Source organism: Mesorhizobium sp. PL10, assembly GCF_053714315.1.
In genome coordinates this window covers 21,205-37,655 of the sequence record NZ_JBSKBR010000033.1, presented here as the reverse complement: position 1 = coordinate 37,655, position 16,451 = coordinate 21,205, and the positions used below count along the sequence as shown (strand labels likewise).

13 protein-coding genes and 1 pseudogene are annotated in these 16,451 nt (G+C 60.4%); 8 read left to right on the top strand and 6 right to left on the bottom strand.

Annotated elements, in window-relative coordinates; translation table 11 throughout:
* The 5 genes and pseudogenes from ACWGTO_RS29655 to tssJ form a co-directional block, all read right to left on the bottom strand.
* Positions 1–242: pseudogene (locus ACWGTO_RS29655) on the bottom strand (DDE-type integrase/transposase/recombinase); the annotation flags it as partial.
* Positions 224–3,781, bottom strand: a complete 3,558-nt coding sequence (gene tssM / locus ACWGTO_RS29650; protein WP_454578335.1) for a type VI secretion system membrane subunit TssM — start codon at positions 3,779–3,781, stop codon at positions 224–226. The gene tssM and the pseudogene ACWGTO_RS29655, both read right to left, overlap by 19 nt.
* 74 nt (positions 3,782–3,855) lie before the next feature.
* A complete protein-coding gene (gene icmH / locus ACWGTO_RS29645) occupies positions 3,856–4,686 on the bottom strand; it encodes a type IVB secretion system protein IcmH/DotU (protein ID WP_454578331.1) in 831 nt (276 codons plus the stop codon).
* Positions 4,687–4,754: 68 nt separating this feature from the next.
* On the bottom strand, positions 4,755–6,095 hold the full coding sequence (tssK, locus tag ACWGTO_RS29640; protein WP_454578330.1) for a type VI secretion system baseplate subunit TssK: 1,341 nt from the start codon (positions 6,093–6,095) through the stop codon (positions 4,755–4,757).
* A gap of 106 nt (positions 6,096–6,201) precedes the next feature.
* On the bottom strand, positions 6,202–6,690 hold the full coding sequence (gene tssJ / locus ACWGTO_RS29635; RefSeq protein WP_454578329.1) for a type VI secretion system lipoprotein TssJ: 489 nt from the start codon (positions 6,688–6,690) through the stop codon (positions 6,202–6,204).
* A gap of 1,027 nt (positions 6,691–7,717) precedes the next feature.
* On the opposite strand from tssJ, the gene tssA reads away from it, so the two are divergent.
* From tssA to ACWGTO_RS29595, 8 genes are all read left to right on the top strand, one after another.
* Positions 7,718–9,379: a type VI secretion system protein TssA gene (gene tssA / locus ACWGTO_RS29630; RefSeq protein WP_454578328.1), complete on the top strand. Its 1,662-nt coding sequence runs from the start codon at positions 7,718–7,720 to the stop codon at positions 9,377–9,379.
* Positions 9,380–9,534: 155 nt separating this feature from the next.
* Positions 9,535–10,086: a type VI secretion system contractile sheath small subunit gene (gene tssB, locus ACWGTO_RS29625; protein ID WP_454578327.1), complete on the top strand. Its 552-nt coding sequence runs from the start codon at positions 9,535–9,537 to the stop codon at positions 10,084–10,086.
* 14 nt (positions 10,087–10,100) lie between these two features.
* Positions 10,101–11,585 carry a type VI secretion system contractile sheath large subunit gene (tssC, locus tag ACWGTO_RS29620; RefSeq protein ID WP_454578326.1) on the top strand — a complete coding sequence of 495 codons (1,485 nt, stop codon included), beginning with the start codon at positions 10,101–10,103 and terminating at the stop codon, positions 11,583–11,585.
* An 86-nt stretch (positions 11,586–11,671) separates the two neighbouring features.
* Positions 11,672–12,070, top strand: coding sequence for a type VI secretion system baseplate subunit TssE (gene tssE, locus ACWGTO_RS29615; protein WP_454578325.1), 399 nt, complete (start codon positions 11,672–11,674; stop codon positions 12,068–12,070).
* A 15-nt stretch (positions 12,071–12,085) separates the two neighbouring features.
* The gene (gene tssF / locus ACWGTO_RS29610; RefSeq protein ID WP_454578324.1) at positions 12,086–13,834 is read left to right on the top strand and encodes a type VI secretion system baseplate subunit TssF; all 1,749 of its coding nucleotides are present in this window, start codon (positions 12,086–12,088) and stop codon (positions 13,832–13,834) included.
* Positions 13,835–13,842: 8 nt separating this feature from the next.
* On the top strand, positions 13,843–14,934 hold the full coding sequence (tssG, locus tag ACWGTO_RS29605; RefSeq protein WP_454578323.1) for a type VI secretion system baseplate subunit TssG: 1,092 nt from the start codon (positions 13,843–13,845) through the stop codon (positions 14,932–14,934).
* 172 nt (positions 14,935–15,106) lie between these two features.
* Positions 15,107–15,394 (top strand): hypothetical protein, encoded by a 288-nt coding sequence (locus ACWGTO_RS29600; protein ID WP_454578322.1) that lies wholly within the window; start codon positions 15,107–15,109, stop codon positions 15,392–15,394.
* 328 nt (positions 15,395–15,722) lie between these two features.
* A complete protein-coding gene (locus ACWGTO_RS29595; RefSeq protein WP_454578321.1) occupies positions 15,723–16,037 on the top strand; it encodes a hypothetical protein in 315 nt (104 codons plus the stop codon).
* Between the two features lie 63 nt (positions 16,038–16,100).
* Here the strand turns inward: ACWGTO_RS29595 and ACWGTO_RS29590 are convergent, their stop codons facing one another.
* Positions 16,101–16,451, bottom strand: a complete 351-nt coding sequence (locus ACWGTO_RS29590) for a hypothetical protein (protein ID WP_454578320.1) — start codon at positions 16,449–16,451, stop codon at positions 16,101–16,103.

The following is a 16,451-nucleotide window of genomic DNA, read 5'->3' as shown; positions in this document are numbered from 1 at the left end:
TCGCGCTGCTCGCTGAACCAAAACTCGACTGTGTCGCCGACACTGTCGATGGCGCGATAGAAGTACATCCACTGGCCACGGACTTTGCTGTAGGTCTCGTCGACATGCCCTTTGCCGGTCACGCTACGCTTGCGCCGGTTGAAACGCTCGAGCAACAAGGGCGCGAAGCGGACCGTCCAGCGGTGGATGGTCGTGCGATCGACCGTAATGCCGCGCTCGACCATCATCTCCTCAAGATCACGCTCTTTTTGGAACGGGCACCGAGTGCGGGCGGGCAACGAAATGATGAATACAGCCCGAGATTGAACGGGTTGATCACACTGCTGGCCTTGAGCAGGTAGCTGGCCTTCGAACCCCCTTTGCCCATCGAAAAGACGAACTGGTCCTGCCCCCGCGCTTTCGACAAGCCCAACGAATTCAGCATCCGGAAAATGGACCAGGCGCCCGTCCTCTGGAGCGACTGCGACGTGCCGTCGAGAAGTGTCATCTCTAGCTGCGCAACGCTGGCATCGACCTTGCTCGGCCAGACGAAATCCTGCGCACGCACCGGGCCGTGCCGGTAGACCATTGCCACGTCATCGAGCGTGAATGAGGATTTCAAGGCTTTAGGGCCGAGGAACGTGGGCTCCACCGTAAATTTCGCCTCCGGGGCAGTTCCGGCCGGGCCGAAAAACGCATCGCGGATCGTCTGGGCCCGCGAGAACTGCGCGAGCGACTCATCCGAAAAACCTATGCTTATGCCCCGAAGAAAGAGGGGCGTAAGTTGCTTGCCCCTTGTGCTCACGAAAGGGGCGATGTTGTCGGCGAAAAACTTGTCGATTATGCCCGCCGGCTTGAATAGATCGGCAAAATCTTGCAGCGACACATCTTCGTCGGCACCGGGCGCGAACGGATAACGGCCAGCCAGCGTAGCATTGCACACCGGCACGACATCCTGCTGCCACAGCGCGTTCATGTGCTTGTAGCTTAGCGCCATCATAAGCTGCCAGTTGCGATCAACCACGAAGTCAACCATGGACCGCACTGGTTCAGGCGTCGTGGCCGCTTCGGCGCGCAACTTGGCGGAATTGTCGTTCGAGGGATTCTTGGCGCGCTCGGCAATGAAATCAAAAGCTGCGGCATCCGGTTGGGGAGCCGTCGCGACACCGGAGACATCGCCGAGCAGGTCGGCGAACAGTTGCTGTACCTTGTCGAACGAGCCATGCGTGCCTTGTGGGTCGACTAGCGACGTCAGCGGCTTGAACTCGGCGCCGATCGTCGTTCCCGGCCAGGGTGCATCGCCCAAGGCGGTCGATATCGCCGTTTTCGCCAGCGCGTCGGTGGCCGACGCCATCGCTGCGTCCGCAATGCCGGCCAGAGCAGGGGCTCCGGCGGCAGAGGCACCCTGGCCGGCGGTAGCGGCATCGTCACCATTGGCGCTCGGCAGGGGCAGTTCCGTGTTGTCGCGCAACGTGGTGAGAAGTCTCGTTAGCGGCGATTGCGGACTGGATAGTTCCTGCAGGACGGTTTGGCCCCGCCCGAGGGTCTCGAAATCGACGATCCTGACCTGATTGATCGCGCCGCGCCACACAGCGATGTAGTCATGGACATAGAGGTCGACGACCTTCTTGGCGAGCTGGTCGTAGCCGGTGTTGCTCAGATCTTTGCCAAGCACCCAGTCTGTGCTGGTGGAACTGCGAATATATTCGGGCAGATGCAGCAGAAAGAATTCGTAGAAGCCGGCCTTGGTATAAAGGCCAGGAACCACGTTCGTGCCGCCCCGTGCGCTTGTATCGACCCTCAACACACTTGTGGCGAGAATGCTGGAGATACTGATCGGCGCCAATTGGTAGCGCCGCTCGGCGTCTACGATCATGCGTTGGTAGATGTCCGTTGCCTGCGGAACTTCGTTCAGCCGGTTGCGTGCCCGCTGAATGATCAAACGATCGGACGTAGAGGCCGCCGGCAGCAGCCCCGCCAATTGGTCCATGTGGCCCACCATCGCCTGTCTGTCCTCGGCACTGAACGGAAAGGCGGCATCGGCAATTTCCCTGAACGCCTGCTTGATCTTGCCCTCGTCGTAATTTTCTCCCGTCGTCAGCATCAGGTACGTTGCAAGCTGGTCACGAAGCAGCGGATTGTTGGTGTCGACAGCGGAAGACATAAGCTGGAGTTGGGTCGCCAGGCGCGAGGTGATCGACGGCAGCAGATAATTCCGCAAAATGTTCCTATAAGCAGCGTCGGCCGCAGGCGACAGGTCCGGCTTGGGATCGACGCTCAAGAAACCGGTGAGCCACCAGTTGTCTGTCGTTACTTTCCGCTCCAGCTCCTGCGCGGCCTTCAGCGCCGGCAAGATCGAGGCGAGCTGTCGGTTTCGGTCGGCATCGCCTAGCCGCGCCTGAAGCTTGTCGGCCGCCACGCTCGCCTGCGCCACAGTGACTTCGGCATTGTTGAGGCCATGCAGCCAGTGGGCCGAGAGACCCAGCGCGGCCATAGCGACCGCCACATACCCTCCCACATACATCGCCCTCATTCGACGTTCGAACTTGGTGCTCCTGCCAACGAGACTCTGCTCAGCAAAGACGATATCGGTCAGAAGTTTCTTGATGAAGTACGCCTTGTCTTGGCCGCTCATCGGCAGATGCTGGCTAGGCGCCAGCGAAATGCTGCGGCTCATGGCGCCAAGCAACCGGTCGAACGGCGTGCCTTCCTGGGTTCCGGATGTAAAATACACGCCGCGCAGCAGCGGGTGGGCTTCGTAGCGATTGACTCGGAACACGTCGCTGACGAACCCGCGCAGTTCCGTTCCCAGGCTGGCGAACTCATGCGGAAAGCAGTAGATGCGGCAGCGTCGGCCGTTGTTGCGCTCGGCCGCCAACTTCGCCGGAAGCTGACGCTCGATGCGGGCGACGAGATCCATGAAGCCAGTCTCGAAGAGCGGACCGAAGGTCATCTGCTCGTCGTCGTAAGGGAAGGTCACACCCCAGACCTGCTCGCGCTCGGTCTCCTCCGTGGCATCGAAATATTCCTCGAAGCCGGCGATCAGATCGCATTTGGTGAAAAGCACGTAGACCGGCAGGCGCATCTCGAACGTGCGATGCAGCTCACGTAAACGCTGGCGCAGAACCGCGGCCTGCCTGATCCGTTCCGTCTCGCTGGCAAGCGCGATATCGGCGATGCTAATCGCCAACAGGATGCCGTTGAGAGGCCGCCGTCGCCGATGCTGCTTGAGCAGGCCAAGGAACCCGCCCCAAACGGCCGCGTCGATGCCTTGGTTGACGTCCTGCGTCGTATAGCGCCCGGCGGTGTCGATCAGCACCGCTTCATTCGATATCCACCAGTCGCAGTCGCGCGTTCCACCTATTCCCTGCGACGCGACCTGTCCGTCCGCAGCGAGCGGAAAGTCCAGACCGGAATTGCGCAAGATGGTGGTCTTGCCGGTCCCGGTCGGGCCGATGATGACATACCAGGGCAATTCGAACAGATAGTTGCGGCCTTTGCCGCCGCCGAGCGGATTGTCGCGCAAGGTCTTCAGGGTCTGCTTAAAACCCTCGCGTATCAATTCGACCTCGTCGGCTGAAAGATCGTTGCCCATCGACACGAGCTCGTCATTGGCGATCATCGAGTTGATCAGCTTGGCGTTAGCTCGCCGCGCCAAAACATGGCGCAGGAAGGTGATGAGGAAAAATGCGATGAACAGGCCCGCGATCACATAGATGCGCCACGCCAACATCTCGAACGGGCTGGTGCCACCAACCGTAACCGCGCCGCCAAAAAACCAAAGCAGGACCGACGCAAGCATCAAAACCAAGATGACGATCAGACTGTTCGTCCGCAGGATGCTAGCAAAGTATGTCCTGAGCATCGCGCGAATGCCTATCGAGTGACCAGCGTCTGGATTTTGGTCAGAGCGGGGCGAACCAGCCCCGACAACATCACATCCACGTAGACATGGACGATGACGAGCAGGCTGAGCGCGCCGACACTGATCATCCACAACGGAACGAACGCCTTGAGTTTACGCCCCTTGCACTCGCCAACCGCATCCTTGGACAGCGGCTCGGCGGCTTTCGCCTGGCTGAACCGGCGGATCGTCCTGGAGAGTTCGTTCCGCAAGTCCTCCAACTGGTCCCGGCCGCGCTCCAGGACGCGATATCGGCCTTCAAACCCGAGCATGAGGCAACTGTGGATCAGGAGAAGGAGCGGCAGTCTCTTTTCGGCATTGCCCTTGATCTGGTCGAGCATCGTGAATACCTTTTCGCCGCCCCAGGTCTGGTTATGGAACTGGTTGAGAAGGCTGTTGGCGCTCCATTGGCTCCGGCTTCCCCACGGCGTCATCAACACGGTCTCATCGATCGCGGAGCACAGGATGTAGCGCGCCGCGATGATGTTGCCGGCGTCTATGCCGGCCTTCTGGGCATCGAGCTGAAAACGCTCCATCTCCTCGGTCACCTGACGGCGGAGCGCCGGGACGTCGGCGCTCTCGATCGAATTTCGAAGTTGGGCGATTATCAGGAAAAGCGGCGCCGCAGCGCGCACCAGTGTTCTTTCCGGCATTGTATCGAGCTGCTGAACGACGCGCGCCACACCTTGCAGAAAGGAGGAGCCGGCCTGCATGTCGGCGGGCGCGCCTCGCGGCCGCTGAACCGCCACCGTGGGTTCGTCTTCGCCATCATCGGCGGGCTGGCGCGCCTCGCCGCCCGCCAACGCGGTGCGCGCGCGCGGGCTGAGACGACGCGTGACCGTCGGATGATCGACATCGTCAAGCGGATTGCTCATTGCCCGTTGCCCCTTTGTATCGCCCAAAGCTCAAGCTGCAATCCTGGATAGTTGCCGCTGACATGCAGTGCAAAAGCGGCGGACCCCGGAAATCGCGACCACAGCTGATTGTTTGCGTCCAGCTCGAAATAGACGGCATTCTGGATGAAGGGAATCTCGCGGGGCGCCACGGACAAAGGCTCGATCGCGATGCCGGGAAGCTGCAGATTGACGAGATCGCGTATCTGCTCGACTGGTCCGATCTTGATCTGGATCGGCATCTGCACACGGATGGTTTCTAGCGCGACATTGGCCTGCGCGATAAGAACAAAGCGGCGACCGGAAAACGTCGTGCGGTCCTCGATCTCGCCGAGCCAGATGCCGAATTCGCGCTCGGTCAGCGGAAGGTTAAGTGCATTCTGTTCGACGACGATGCTGAGCAGATTGCGCATCACCGACAGCATCGGTTCGAACGTCTCCCTGAGCGCGACATGGTTGTAGGCGGGCAGGTCCGGTGGTTGGCGCCCCGCCGCGGCATAGGCCGACAGTTCGCCTACTAGCGCGATGCACTCGCGATAGATGGCTTCCGGCGCGTGAAGGCCGGCGACGATCAAATGATTGAACAGCATCTCGTAGCGGTTTGCCGTTGCGAGCGTCATCAGATCGAGCACGCCAGCCCGATTGTTTCCGCTTTGGCCAGCCACTCCGGCGGCAAGGACCTGCGCGCGGTTCTTGAGCAGCCCCCGGATCTGTTCCATGATCGCCAATAGTCCCGCGCCGGCTCCAGAAACCAGGATCGGCGGTATGAAGGTTTCCGACAAGGTTATCCGGCCTTGCGAGTCGACCGCTTCCACCTCGACGATTGGAGCAAAAACCATTCCATCAAGGGGCTCGCCCTCGATGACCACCCGCATGTTGAGGGTGGCGACGAAAATTCCGGCAGGCGGGCGATCCGACTGCGCATTGTTGCGCACATCGGTCGCCGTCTTGCTGAAGCGCTGATCGGCGCTTACGCCTTCGGAGACCTCCATTCCGCCCACGGCCCGCACCGGCACCGCGAGATAGATCCGTTTGCCCTGACCATCGGCCGAAATGTGCCGAGCCGGTGGTGGCGGCTGCGCCGCCGGAGCCGAATAGATCGTCCCGTCCGGCAAGACGAGATCGACCACCAAAACCTGGATCTGGCCGTTCTTGAGCGCATCGGCATCGATGCGCAGATTGCGCAGCCCCCAGGGGTAAGCCAGAAGGCCGGAAACCCGCTGTTCGAGATTACTCTCGATCCAGCGGTCATACTGCTGCAGATGGTGCGGTCGAAGGAACATGCCTTCCAGCCAAAGCGGCTTTGCCGTCGGACTCACCAGCACCCCCTCAGGAACGTTTCCTCTTCGATTGCGCCAATCACACTTGCATTACGCGCGATTGCGCCAGCGACATGGGCTGGTGTCAGTCTAATCCCGGTCATTTTCAAAACACGCCGAAACGCCGGCGGCGCAGCTTTTGGATGCGCACGGCCAGGCTGGTCAGGTAGATGATGAACTCGTTCTTCTTGCCTTTATCCAACTCGACGGAGTCGCGCCACTGCGCGGACTGGATACTTCGGAAGCCGGCTACGACGGCAATGTGAGTGGCCTCGCTGGAAATCTCGCGATCATACTTCTGCTCCTTTCCGGGAATGAGTTCGTATTCGGTTCTTGAAATCATATCGGCGCCAAGGGTCTTGGCGTCGTCAGCGAAATCGAAATAGGTCGCGTTGTTGAAGGCTTTGATGCCCTTCAATTCATAGACGTCGACCACGACCGGCGATGGTTCCCCGCGTTCATTCGGGTTTATGCCCGCATCAACGTTCAAAGTGACGGCAATTGGCGTGGGTTTCGGCGTGCGCGCGCATGCCGTCAAGAATAGGACAGCCGAGGCGGCGGCACCCTGGTATACGGCTCGTCTCGTCGGCATCATCGCCTCTGGCCCCAATGGTCTTTCGCATCCTTACGCACCTATTCTTCCTTAAGCTGGGCGAATGCCTCCGAAATGATGTGCGCCCCCCTTCACGATTGTTGTTTCTGTGGGTCTCGACCCGTCCAGACCTCCGTTATGTGATCTCTGCTTCAGAGGAGGTATTGCTTTCTCCGCCTCCGCCAGCTTGTCGCAGCCGATTAGGCCGAAAAGGTCGAGGCTTGCAACTTCATCTTCAATCCTGGCAGTGCTCTCTTCGGCCGGAATTCGGCCGCCGCGTCGGGTGCGAGCGCACGTTTGGGAGGCAGTGGACTTGCCAACGTCCCGCTTCCCATAGAGTGCGGTCTGACGCAAATCTGACTGTCCCTTCGGTCGTTTCATCCATCGCGACTTACCCGCGCCATTCAATGCCGGTCGGCGTTGCTACCGCCACTCAACGAAGGAACACAAAGCTCGTGCCAATTTGGCTGATCGAGCTGAAGAAAAAGCTTTGTGACCGCTTTTCAGCTATCTTGTCTGAGGAAAGAAGGCTCGGCTAAACAAAGCTGTGTCACGGACCCTACAAAGCCGACAGACGGTGCGGATCTGGAGCAAACTTCCCGTGCATGCGGGATATGAGCGCAGGCTCCGCCGAGCCGACCGCATATGAGGTTATGTGGACTTGCTCTGCAGTTCCCCGCGAGGCCCAATCCCGAAAGCGATTCAAGCCGCCACCAATACGATTGAAACGACGCGCCTCATGAGGGGTAAGCTTCAGCGCATACGGTGACCGCATCCATCTTCGCTGTCGGAGATGTTCAGGATTCCCGCGATCGCCTTTCCCTGAACCTGGTCCATCGACATGGATGGCCCTAAGACTAACGCGATCCTGCGCAGACAGGTCGGCAGCCTCGTCGCGCGGAGTCATAGAAGTTACAATCTACACGCTTATGACAATCCGGTTACGTTGGACGCCCGCACAGGCAGACCGTGCCAATGGTTGCCGCTGGAAGGGCCTTGGCTTGTCTCGCGCGGGGGAAGGAGTTGCCTGATGGCTGAGATCGATGCTCATTTGCTCCTCGAAGATCCTCGCATAGCGATCGGCGCCGCTCTTATCGGCGCCTCTTCCTCTGGCGAGGACATGCGCGACGATCCGCAATTCGAAGTCCTCGATACCGAATTCCGCAAGATGGAGACGGCCGGGCCGGCCGCAGTCGACTGGGAGTTCCTGAACCGAACCACGCTTGACGTGCTGGAGAAACGGTCCAAGGATCTGGTGCTTGCCTCGCGGCTTACCTATGGCCTTTTCCGGGAAGAGGGCTATCAGGGCCTTGCCGTTGGTCTTTCGATCCTCCAAGGCATGGTTTCGCACCATTGGGAAGGGCTGTTCCCGCCGCTGAAGCGCGAGCGCGGCCGTGCCGGCAGCTTCGACTGGATGGCCGAGAAACTGGCGTCAGCCGTGGAGGCGACGCCACCCGCAGAGAACAAGAAACTCTACGCGCTTGTTGCCCACGACAAGCTCGTCGGGCTGGACGAGTTCCTGTCAACCAAATTGCAGAAGAACCCGGTCGCGCTCGGCCCACTGGTGCGTGTCTTGCGGCCTTATGCGCGAGAGGCGCGCGCGGCGCTAGAAGCGGAGGCAAACGGACAGGAAGAGGCAAGCAGGGCAAACGCCGCGACGAAAAACGCCGTGGCCGCGCCGCCGGAGCCCGCGCCATCTACTCCGGCCGCCGCACCAGCTTCCGCGGTCAAGACCGCTCGGTCTGCTCCGCCACCGCCGGTTGTCGGCGACATCTCCGTAAAAGACGGCACCGAGAAGGCGCTGCTGTCTATTTTCGCCGCCGCCGGCAAGGTCGCGACGGCGGTGCGCCAGGACGCACCCAGCGATCCCCGTGGCTATTTGTGCGCAAGACTTGCAATCTGGGGCCAGATACGCACCAGCCCGCCCGACAATGCTGGCAAGAGTGCGCTGCCGCCCCCGCAGAAGACCAGGCTGGCGGAAATCCAGGCCCTGCGTAGCGCCGGTAATCATCAGGGGCTGCTGCTCTCGGCCGAAGGCGCTTTTGTATCCTCGCCGTTTTGGCTGGGCGCGCAGTTTTTGGTCGCGCAGTCCATGCAGGCGCTCGGAGCCGACTATGATGCCGCCTGCGGCGCCGTTGTCGGCCAGCTCTGCGCATTTCTCAAGAAAGCGCCAAGGCTCGTCAGCCTGTCCTTCAATGATGGCATGCCCTTTGCCAATGGCGAAACCCTCAACTGGATCGCAAGCGAGATCCAGTCCGGCGAGCGCGAGGGCGCAGGTGATTCCCAAATGAACAAAAGGAAAGCAGAAGCCGGCAAGCTCGGTCAAGCCGGCCAGATACTGGCCGGTTTGAAGCTGCTCACCGAATTCGCCGAGACCAGGTTCGGCGAGCGCGAGCGGTTCCGCGCCCGCCTGGATGTCGGAGAATATTGCCTGCGTTTCGAGTTGCTGCAGCCGCTTCTCGCTTTGATCGCATCGCTGCGCCAGACGGCGGAGGAACGCGCTCTCGACGTCTGGGAGCCGCAACTGGCTGTTGCCCTCGCTAGCCTGTCCTGGCGCAGTTTCACGCACAAGAATGCCAGCCGCTTTCTCGACGAGCGGGAGGCCCTCGAGCGCAAGGCCAAGGTGATGGCGACCTTGGCCGAACTCGACATCGTCGCTGCTGCTAGGCTCGGCTCCTCGGCTGTCAGCTAGCCGAGCCAAGCTCGATCGACCAACATTTATCCAGCTGTCTCAAAAAGATCAAAAAAGTCTGTCATGCTTGCCACCAGATCGCTGGGCAGCCGGAGGGTCGTTGGGCATTGGGTCCGGAGGCATGTGACGGCTGCGGTTGAATAGCCGAGGGTATCATGGCGAAAGAATCTTCCGTCGCGCCGAAAGAACGTGTGAACATCAGGTATAAGCCGGCTACCGGCGACGCCAAGGAGGAGATCGAGCTTCCGCTGAAGATGTTAGTTCTCGGCGACTATACGTTGCGACCGGACGAAACGACTGTCGAGGATCGCGCGCTAGTCAACATCAACAAGGATAATTTCAACGATGTGATGAAGAGCTATGATCTGTCGCTCGACATCCAAACCGACAACAAGCTTGCCGAAAGCACCGAGGATGCCGAAAAGCTGAACGTTTCCTTGACGTTCGCCAGCCTGAACGACTTCACGCCCGAAGCGATCGTGCGCCAGACGCCGGAGCTCGACAAGCTGTTGGAATTGCGTGAGGCGCTTGTGGCGCTCAAGGGACCTCTGGGAAATGTCCCGGCGTTCCGTAAGATGATTCAGGGCATTCTCGGCGACGAGCAGACGCGCGAAAAGCTCCTCGCCGAACTGATGACCGCCATTCCGGCCGCGCCGCAATCGTTGAGTAGGCTCCCCTCAGGTGAGCCACGATTTCATGTCAGTTAGCGAGGCACCGCATCATGGCTGTGGTTGAATCAGCTTCCCAAACCAAGACCGTCGTCGAAGAGACCGACGGCCCGCTCCTCGACCAGATCCTGCGGCACACGAAACTCGCGCCGAGCGACGACGGCTACGAGGTGGCCAAGAAGGGCGTCGCGGCGTTCATTTCCGAACTGCTCAAGCCTTCACGCGCCGAAGGCCAGGTCAACAGCGCCGCCATCGACCAGATGATCGCTGAAATCGACAAGAAGCTGTCCTCGCAGGTCGACGAAATCCTGCACAACGAGCAGTTCACCACGCTGGAATCGGCTTGGCGCAGCCTGCGTTTCATCGTCGATCGCACCGACTTCCGCCAGAACGTCAAGATCGAGATGATGAATGTCTCCAAGGACGATCTTCTGACCGATTTCGAAGACAGCCCCGAGGTTTCCAAGGCCGGTCTCTACAAGCATATCTACACGGCCGAATACGGACAGTTCGGCGGCCAGCCAGTCGGCGCCGTGGTTTGCAATTACGCCTTCGGTCCGGGCCAGCAGGACGTCAAGCTTGCCCAATACTGCGCCAGCGTCGGCGCGATGGCGCACGCGCCCATCATCGCCGGCGCCGCTCCCTCGATGTTCGGTGTCGACAGCTTTGAGGAAATCCCGAACCTCAAGGATATGGTATCCATCTTCGAAGGCCCGAAATACGCCAAGTGGAACGCGTTCCGCGAATCGGAAGACGCACGCTACTTCGCCCTGGCTATGCCGCGCTTCCTGCTGCGCACGCCGTATGGACCGGAGGCCACGCCGGTCAAGGCGTTCAACTACGAGGAGGGCTCCAACGGCAAGACCGAGAACTATCTGTGGGGCAACGCGTCCATAGCGCTGGCGACGCGCTTGACCGACAGCTTCGCCAAGTATCGCTGGTGTCCGAATATCATAGGTCCGCAGTCCGGTGGCGCTGTTGAAAACCTTCCCGTCCATACGTTCGAGGCGATGGGCCAGTTGCAGAGCAAGATACCGACCGAGGTGCTGGTTTCGGACCGCAAGGAATTCGAACTGGCTGAGCAGGGATTCATCGCGCTGACCATGCGAAAGGGAAGTGACAACGCCGCATTCTTTTCAGCCAATTCCGTCCAGAAGCCAAGATTCTTCGGCAATTCGGCGGAAGGCAAGGAAGCGGAGCTCAACTACAAAGTGGGCACACAGCTGCCTTATATGATGATCATCAACCGCCTTGCCCACTACATCAAGGTTCTGCAGCGCGAGAACATCGGTAGTTGGAAAAACAGCAGTGAACTGGAGAACGAGCTCAACAACTGGATACGCCAGTACGTTTCCGATCAGGACAACCCCTCCGCCGACGTTCGCTCGCGCCGGCCGCTGCGCAAGGCGCAAATCACGGTCTCGGACGTCGAAGGCGAGCCCGGCTGGTACAGCGTCGGTATGGCCCTTCAGCCGCATTTCAAATATATGGGTGCTAATTTCACGCTCTCGCTGACGGGCAAACTGGACAAAGCTTGACGGCGTTCGTGCCGCCCGGCTCGGTGTTCGACTACGTGTAGCTTCTTTCTAGTCCCCTCTAGATCGAACGGTTGGGAATGGTTTCGGTGAGTCTTCTGCAGCGCCTCGAACGCGCCTATGTCAACGCGGACATGTCTCAGGACGAAACTGCGGTGATGGGCAGCATACTCGCCAACCTGCGCGTTCTGTTGAACAGCCGACAGGGGTGCTGCGAAACGCGTACGGATTACGGGCTGGCCGATTTCGACGCTGCCGCCAATAATTTCCGGAACGCAGTTGGATTGATCGCACGCAACGTCGAGCAGCAGGTCCGGCAGTTCGAACCGCGATTGCGCAACGTCGTTGTCAAGACGATCGAGGACAAGACCCGGCCGCTGGAGGTTGTGTTCCATGTAAATGGCGACCTTGCTTATCGGGACCGGACGGTACGAATGGCTTTCGATTCCGTGCTGAGCAGTGATGGCCACATGCGCTTCAACGGCTAGGGCAGGATCGGCGCAGTGTCCGTCAACGCGTACTACAGGGATGAACTCACCTATCTTCGGGAGATGGGCGACCTGTTTGCGAAGGCGAATCCGCAACTGTCCCGGCATCTTGCGCGAGACGCGTCCGACCCTGACGTCGAGCGGCTCATGGAAGGATTTGCCTTCCTTGTCGGCCGTCTGCGGCAACGCCTTGACGCGGAGATGCCTGAACTGGCGCATAGTTTGCTGCATCTGGTGTGGCCGCACTATTTGCGGCCGGTGGCTCCGATCACCACCCTCCAGTTTCGATGTGCGGCTGGCGCCAGCGCGGCGAGCATCCAGGTGCCGCGCGGCACCACCGTGCAAACTGCGCCAATCGACGGCGAGGCTGTCGCTTTCAGGACGAGCTACGACCTGACCGTCCTGCCGCTCGAAATTTCGGCCGTTGATTTCGACAATCTGAAGGATAGTTGTCGCCTGACCTTGACAATTGCGCGTCGGGCAGGCGCCGGGCTGCAAGCCTTGGGCGAAGCGCCGCTCACCCTGTTCTTCAACAGCCACCGCGACATCACGGTCGCCCGCGATCTCTATCTGTTCTTCATGGAAAAGGTGCGGGGTGTTCGGTTTACCGCCAAGGGCGCGAACGCGGTACCTGCGGCCGTGACGATCGAGCCGGTCGGTTTCACTCCGCAAGAGGCAACACTTCCCTACGCGCGCAGCTCGTTCCACGGATTTCATGTCATGCAGGAGTTTTTCTCCTGCCCGGAAAAGTTCATGTACGCGCGCCTTCGCGGGCTGGAAGCGTTTGCCGGCATCCAGGCCGACAGCTTCAAGCTGACGTTCGACATGTCCCAACGGTTTCCGGAAACGTCGCGCCTCACTTCGGACCAGTTCGTGCTCAACGCCACGCCCGCCATCAACCTGTTCGAGGCGGAGGGCCAGGCGCTAATGATCTCCCACGGTCGGTCGGAATATCCGGTCCGTGCCATTGGCGGTGCCGAGAAACGCAGCGTCCATGCCGTCGAGACGGTCACCGGCTGGGTGCAAGGGAGCGGCAGGCGGGTCAACTATGAGCCTTTCGAGAGCTTCCGGCACGATCTCGGCAACGGTGTCGCGCAGAAGCTTTACTTTCGAACAAGTGTCCGTCCCGCAGTCCTGGGCAGCGGCGTCGATCACTATGTGTCCTTCGTCACGCGGCTCGATGAAATCGCCATGCCCGAAACCGAGACCGTGTCGATGAAACTGATCTGTTCGAATGGCAGACTGGCGTGGCGCCATGGCATCGGGGCCGTCAACCAACCGACCTCGTCGACACCCGCAAAACTCGACTTCGCCAACATCACGCCCATCCGGAGCGAGGTGCCACCGCCAATCAACGACCAGATTCTGTGGACGCTGATCGCCAACCTTGCGCGTAATTTCGCTTCGTTGATCGATGTCGACGCCTTGCGCACGGTCATTGGCGCGTATGACTTTCGCGCCAACGCCGACAAGCAGGCCGCCCAGCAGCGCGATCTCCTGCTGGCGAGCTTTCGCCGCTTCGAACGCAAGGGAATAGATATCATCAGGCAAGGCAGGCCGGTCAGGGCCTATAGTCTTGCGCTCTCCGTTTCCGAAAGCCGGATGGGCGGTGAAGGCGAGATGTATCTATTTGGGACCGTCCTCGACCGTTTCCTGAAATCTTATGCCAGCATCAACAGCCTGCACCGGTTTTCCATCACAGGCATGGATGCCAACATCACCTATGAGTGGGCGCCGAGATGGGGCGAAGCAGCCGCTCTATGACAGTGGAGATGAAGCCCGAACTTGCCACAACGGCGCCGGAGACACTTGGCGACGCACCGGTCGGCAGTAAGACGCCAGAGCCTGGCTTGGCCGGTTTGCAATTCATCCATTTTCACCAGCTCGTCACGCTGATCGAGATGCGACATGCCGCATCGCGTCGCGTCGGTAGCCTCGGCGATCCGCGCGATGAGCATGTCAGGTTCCGCTCGACGCGATCGCTCAGCTTCGGCGCCAGCGACATCTCGGAGATCTCCCAGCGCGAAACGCCGGACCGTGTCGACATCAGGGTCAGTTTCTTCGGTCTCTACGGCCCGGCCTCGCCGCTGCCGCCCCATTACACAGAGCGCATCATCGAAGAAGGTGTGGCGCCTTCGGCCGTCGAAGACCTGTTGGATCTGTTCAACCATCGCCTGATTTCGCTGCTTCATGTCGTCTGGCGCAAGTACAGGTATTTCCTGCGTTATGAAGCAGGCGGTACGGACGCGCTGTCGAAGCGTTTCCTGGCTTTGTGCGGCTTTCCAATCGAGGATCGTGGCCGTATCGGGCAGATCTCGTATTCAGCCTTGCTGCCGCATGTCGGCCTTATGTCGCTCTATTCCAGTTCCGCCGATGTCGTCGCGGCGACGATATCGAATTTCTTCGACATTCCGTGCCGGGTCGAGGAGTTCGTGCCGCGCCGCGTTGCCATCGAGGAGAAATCGCGGTTCCAGCTCGGCATGATGAACAGCACGCTCGGCGAAGACGGCGTGCTCGGCTTCGAGCTCGATGACGATCTGGGCAAGTTCCGGATATGCCTCGGCAAGGCGGACTATGCTCGGCTCGAACCGTTTCTGCCTGGGAGCGACAGGCATGCTCAGATGGCCGAGCTTCTGTTGATGGTCAATCGCGAACCTTTGGAGTGGGATATACTTTTCGCGTTCGAACCGGAAACGATGCCGATGGCGCGGCTGGGCGAATGCCGCCTCGGCTGGTCGAGCTGGATGCATGCTGATGACGTCGACCGCCTTGAAAGCACCATTTGTCTCACCACTGTCGAAACGCCCTCAAATACGTCCGCTAACATGCCTATACCGGAGGGCGCCATCGGCGGAAATCCCTGAGGGCGCCTTCGCGCGCATTCCGCCGCCAGTCTGCGTTGAAATTCGGCCCTGCTGGTGGCGCAGGAATCTGGTCCCGTAAGGCAACCGGCGGAACCTCCGCAGTCGAGACCCATCGCCCAGACGCCGGCGCCGGGATGATCCCAGAGGATTTTCTTCGCAGGTTCTCCCGCGCTTGTTCAGCTACGGCCCACCGGTCGCGGCTACTCCGCGCATTCCAGATGAATTCGACCCGCTCACCACTTTCCCCAATGCCGGGATGGAACCGGATCTCGCCAGCAATCGGCCGCAGGCTGCCCTGCCCCCGATGCCTGTCTTCCATTTGGTTCGCAATCTGCACCGCAAGAAGAAGGCCGCAGCACTTCGGGACGAGCACGGCCGCTCAGCCGTCCCTGAGGCGGATCAAAAGTGTCGCCCGCCAACACCGATCGCGCGGGCAAGTTCGATACGTTGGAAACAATGAAGGCGCGGCGGAGGCAGCGCAAGGCAGTCCTGCTCGAAAAAGACGAAGCCGGTCAGGAATTGCCGCTTCCCTGGTCGCAATCGACGACCGTCCAGCGCGCCGCGCCACAGCCGCAACCGATCGCCGAAGCGCGATACGCCGGCTGGCGGTGGCCCGCTGGCTGGCACCGCACTCGAAGTGCTTTCGAAGGTAATGGGTTTTCCGCGAGAGCCTGCCGCCCGGCCATGCCGGGACTGCGCGAGATCGGCGGCCTCGTGCGTGAGACCCCGGCACCCTACCCTAGGTTTTGCTGCTTTCGGCGCGAAAACTGCTCAAGTCGGAATTCCAAATGGACGAAACGCAGGTCCAGCCCACGAAAACAATCCCTTCAAATTTTTCCAGGTGGCCGAATTGGCCCTGGATGAATTGTTTCTTACGGGCTGTGGCGGCTATCAGTACCCCCGATGCGGCGAGAACGGCCTTCAAGGACATCGAACACCACACCCTACTGACAGTGCCGGCCATGCAGGAGCGATTAGGCTCCTTTCGAGCGGCTTTCGCCGGATGCCGTCGGCGCGCCAGGCGACGACGGCGAACTGCGACTTGCGGCCTTACCGGCCGAAGGGGCAAAGGGAAACTTGTGTCGACACGCACGCCGGAATGAGCCGCGACCTCGACAGCAGCATCTCGCGCCAGATCATTGGTTGGCTCGCCGTCCCGTGTCCTCTCATCGCCTGGTGATGACGGAAGGGTTCGTCTCGATCGACAGGAAGGCGAGTGTTTCCCGATCCAGGATGATCCTGCCTTGGACCTGATAGCCAGTGGCCGCCTCGGCGGCGTGACCCTCTATGTCGAAGACGATCACCGAGCGCGTGCCGGACGTTTGCACATCCACGGGCGTCGCTTTCAATTCGACGGCAAGTGTACGGCCGTTGCTCATGACCATGTCGGCGTATCCGAGCGCCCTGGTTGAGGATCCGCCGTTGAGGAAGACCTTCGCCGCCCGGTTGCGCAGATAGTCGTAGAGGGTTGCGCGGACTGCGTCCGGCTCGCGTTTCAAGGGGCGCCAGGATGACAT

Excerpts from the sequence above, each read along its gene's own strand:
- tssM (WP_454578335.1), bottom strand. The coding sequence starts at position 3,781 with ATGCTTGCGTCGGTCCTGCTTTGGTTTTTTGGCGGCGCGGTTACGGTT.
- tssG (WP_454578323.1), top strand. The coding sequence starts at position 13,843 with ATGAAGCCCGAACTTGCCACAACGGCGCCGGAGACACTTGGCGACGCA.
- tssJ (WP_454578329.1), bottom strand. The coding sequence starts at position 6,690 with ATGATGCCGACGAGACGAGCCGTATACCAGGGTGCCGCCGCCTCGGCT.
- tssB (WP_454578327.1), top strand. The coding sequence starts at position 9,535 with ATGGCGAAAGAATCTTCCGTCGCGCCGAAAGAACGTGTGAACATCAGG.
- ACWGTO_RS29595 (WP_454578321.1), top strand. The coding sequence starts at position 15,723 with ATGGACGAAACGCAGGTCCAGCCCACGAAAACAATCCCTTCAAATTTT.
- tssA (WP_454578328.1), top strand. The coding sequence starts at position 7,718 with ATGGCTGAGATCGATGCTCATTTGCTCCTCGAAGATCCTCGCATAGCG.
- ACWGTO_RS29590 (WP_454578320.1), bottom strand. The coding sequence starts at position 16,451 with ATGTCATCCTGGCGCCCCTTGAAACGCGAGCCGGACGCAGTCCGCGCA.
- tssC (WP_454578326.1), top strand. The coding sequence starts at position 10,101 with ATGGCTGTGGTTGAATCAGCTTCCCAAACCAAGACCGTCGTCGAAGAG.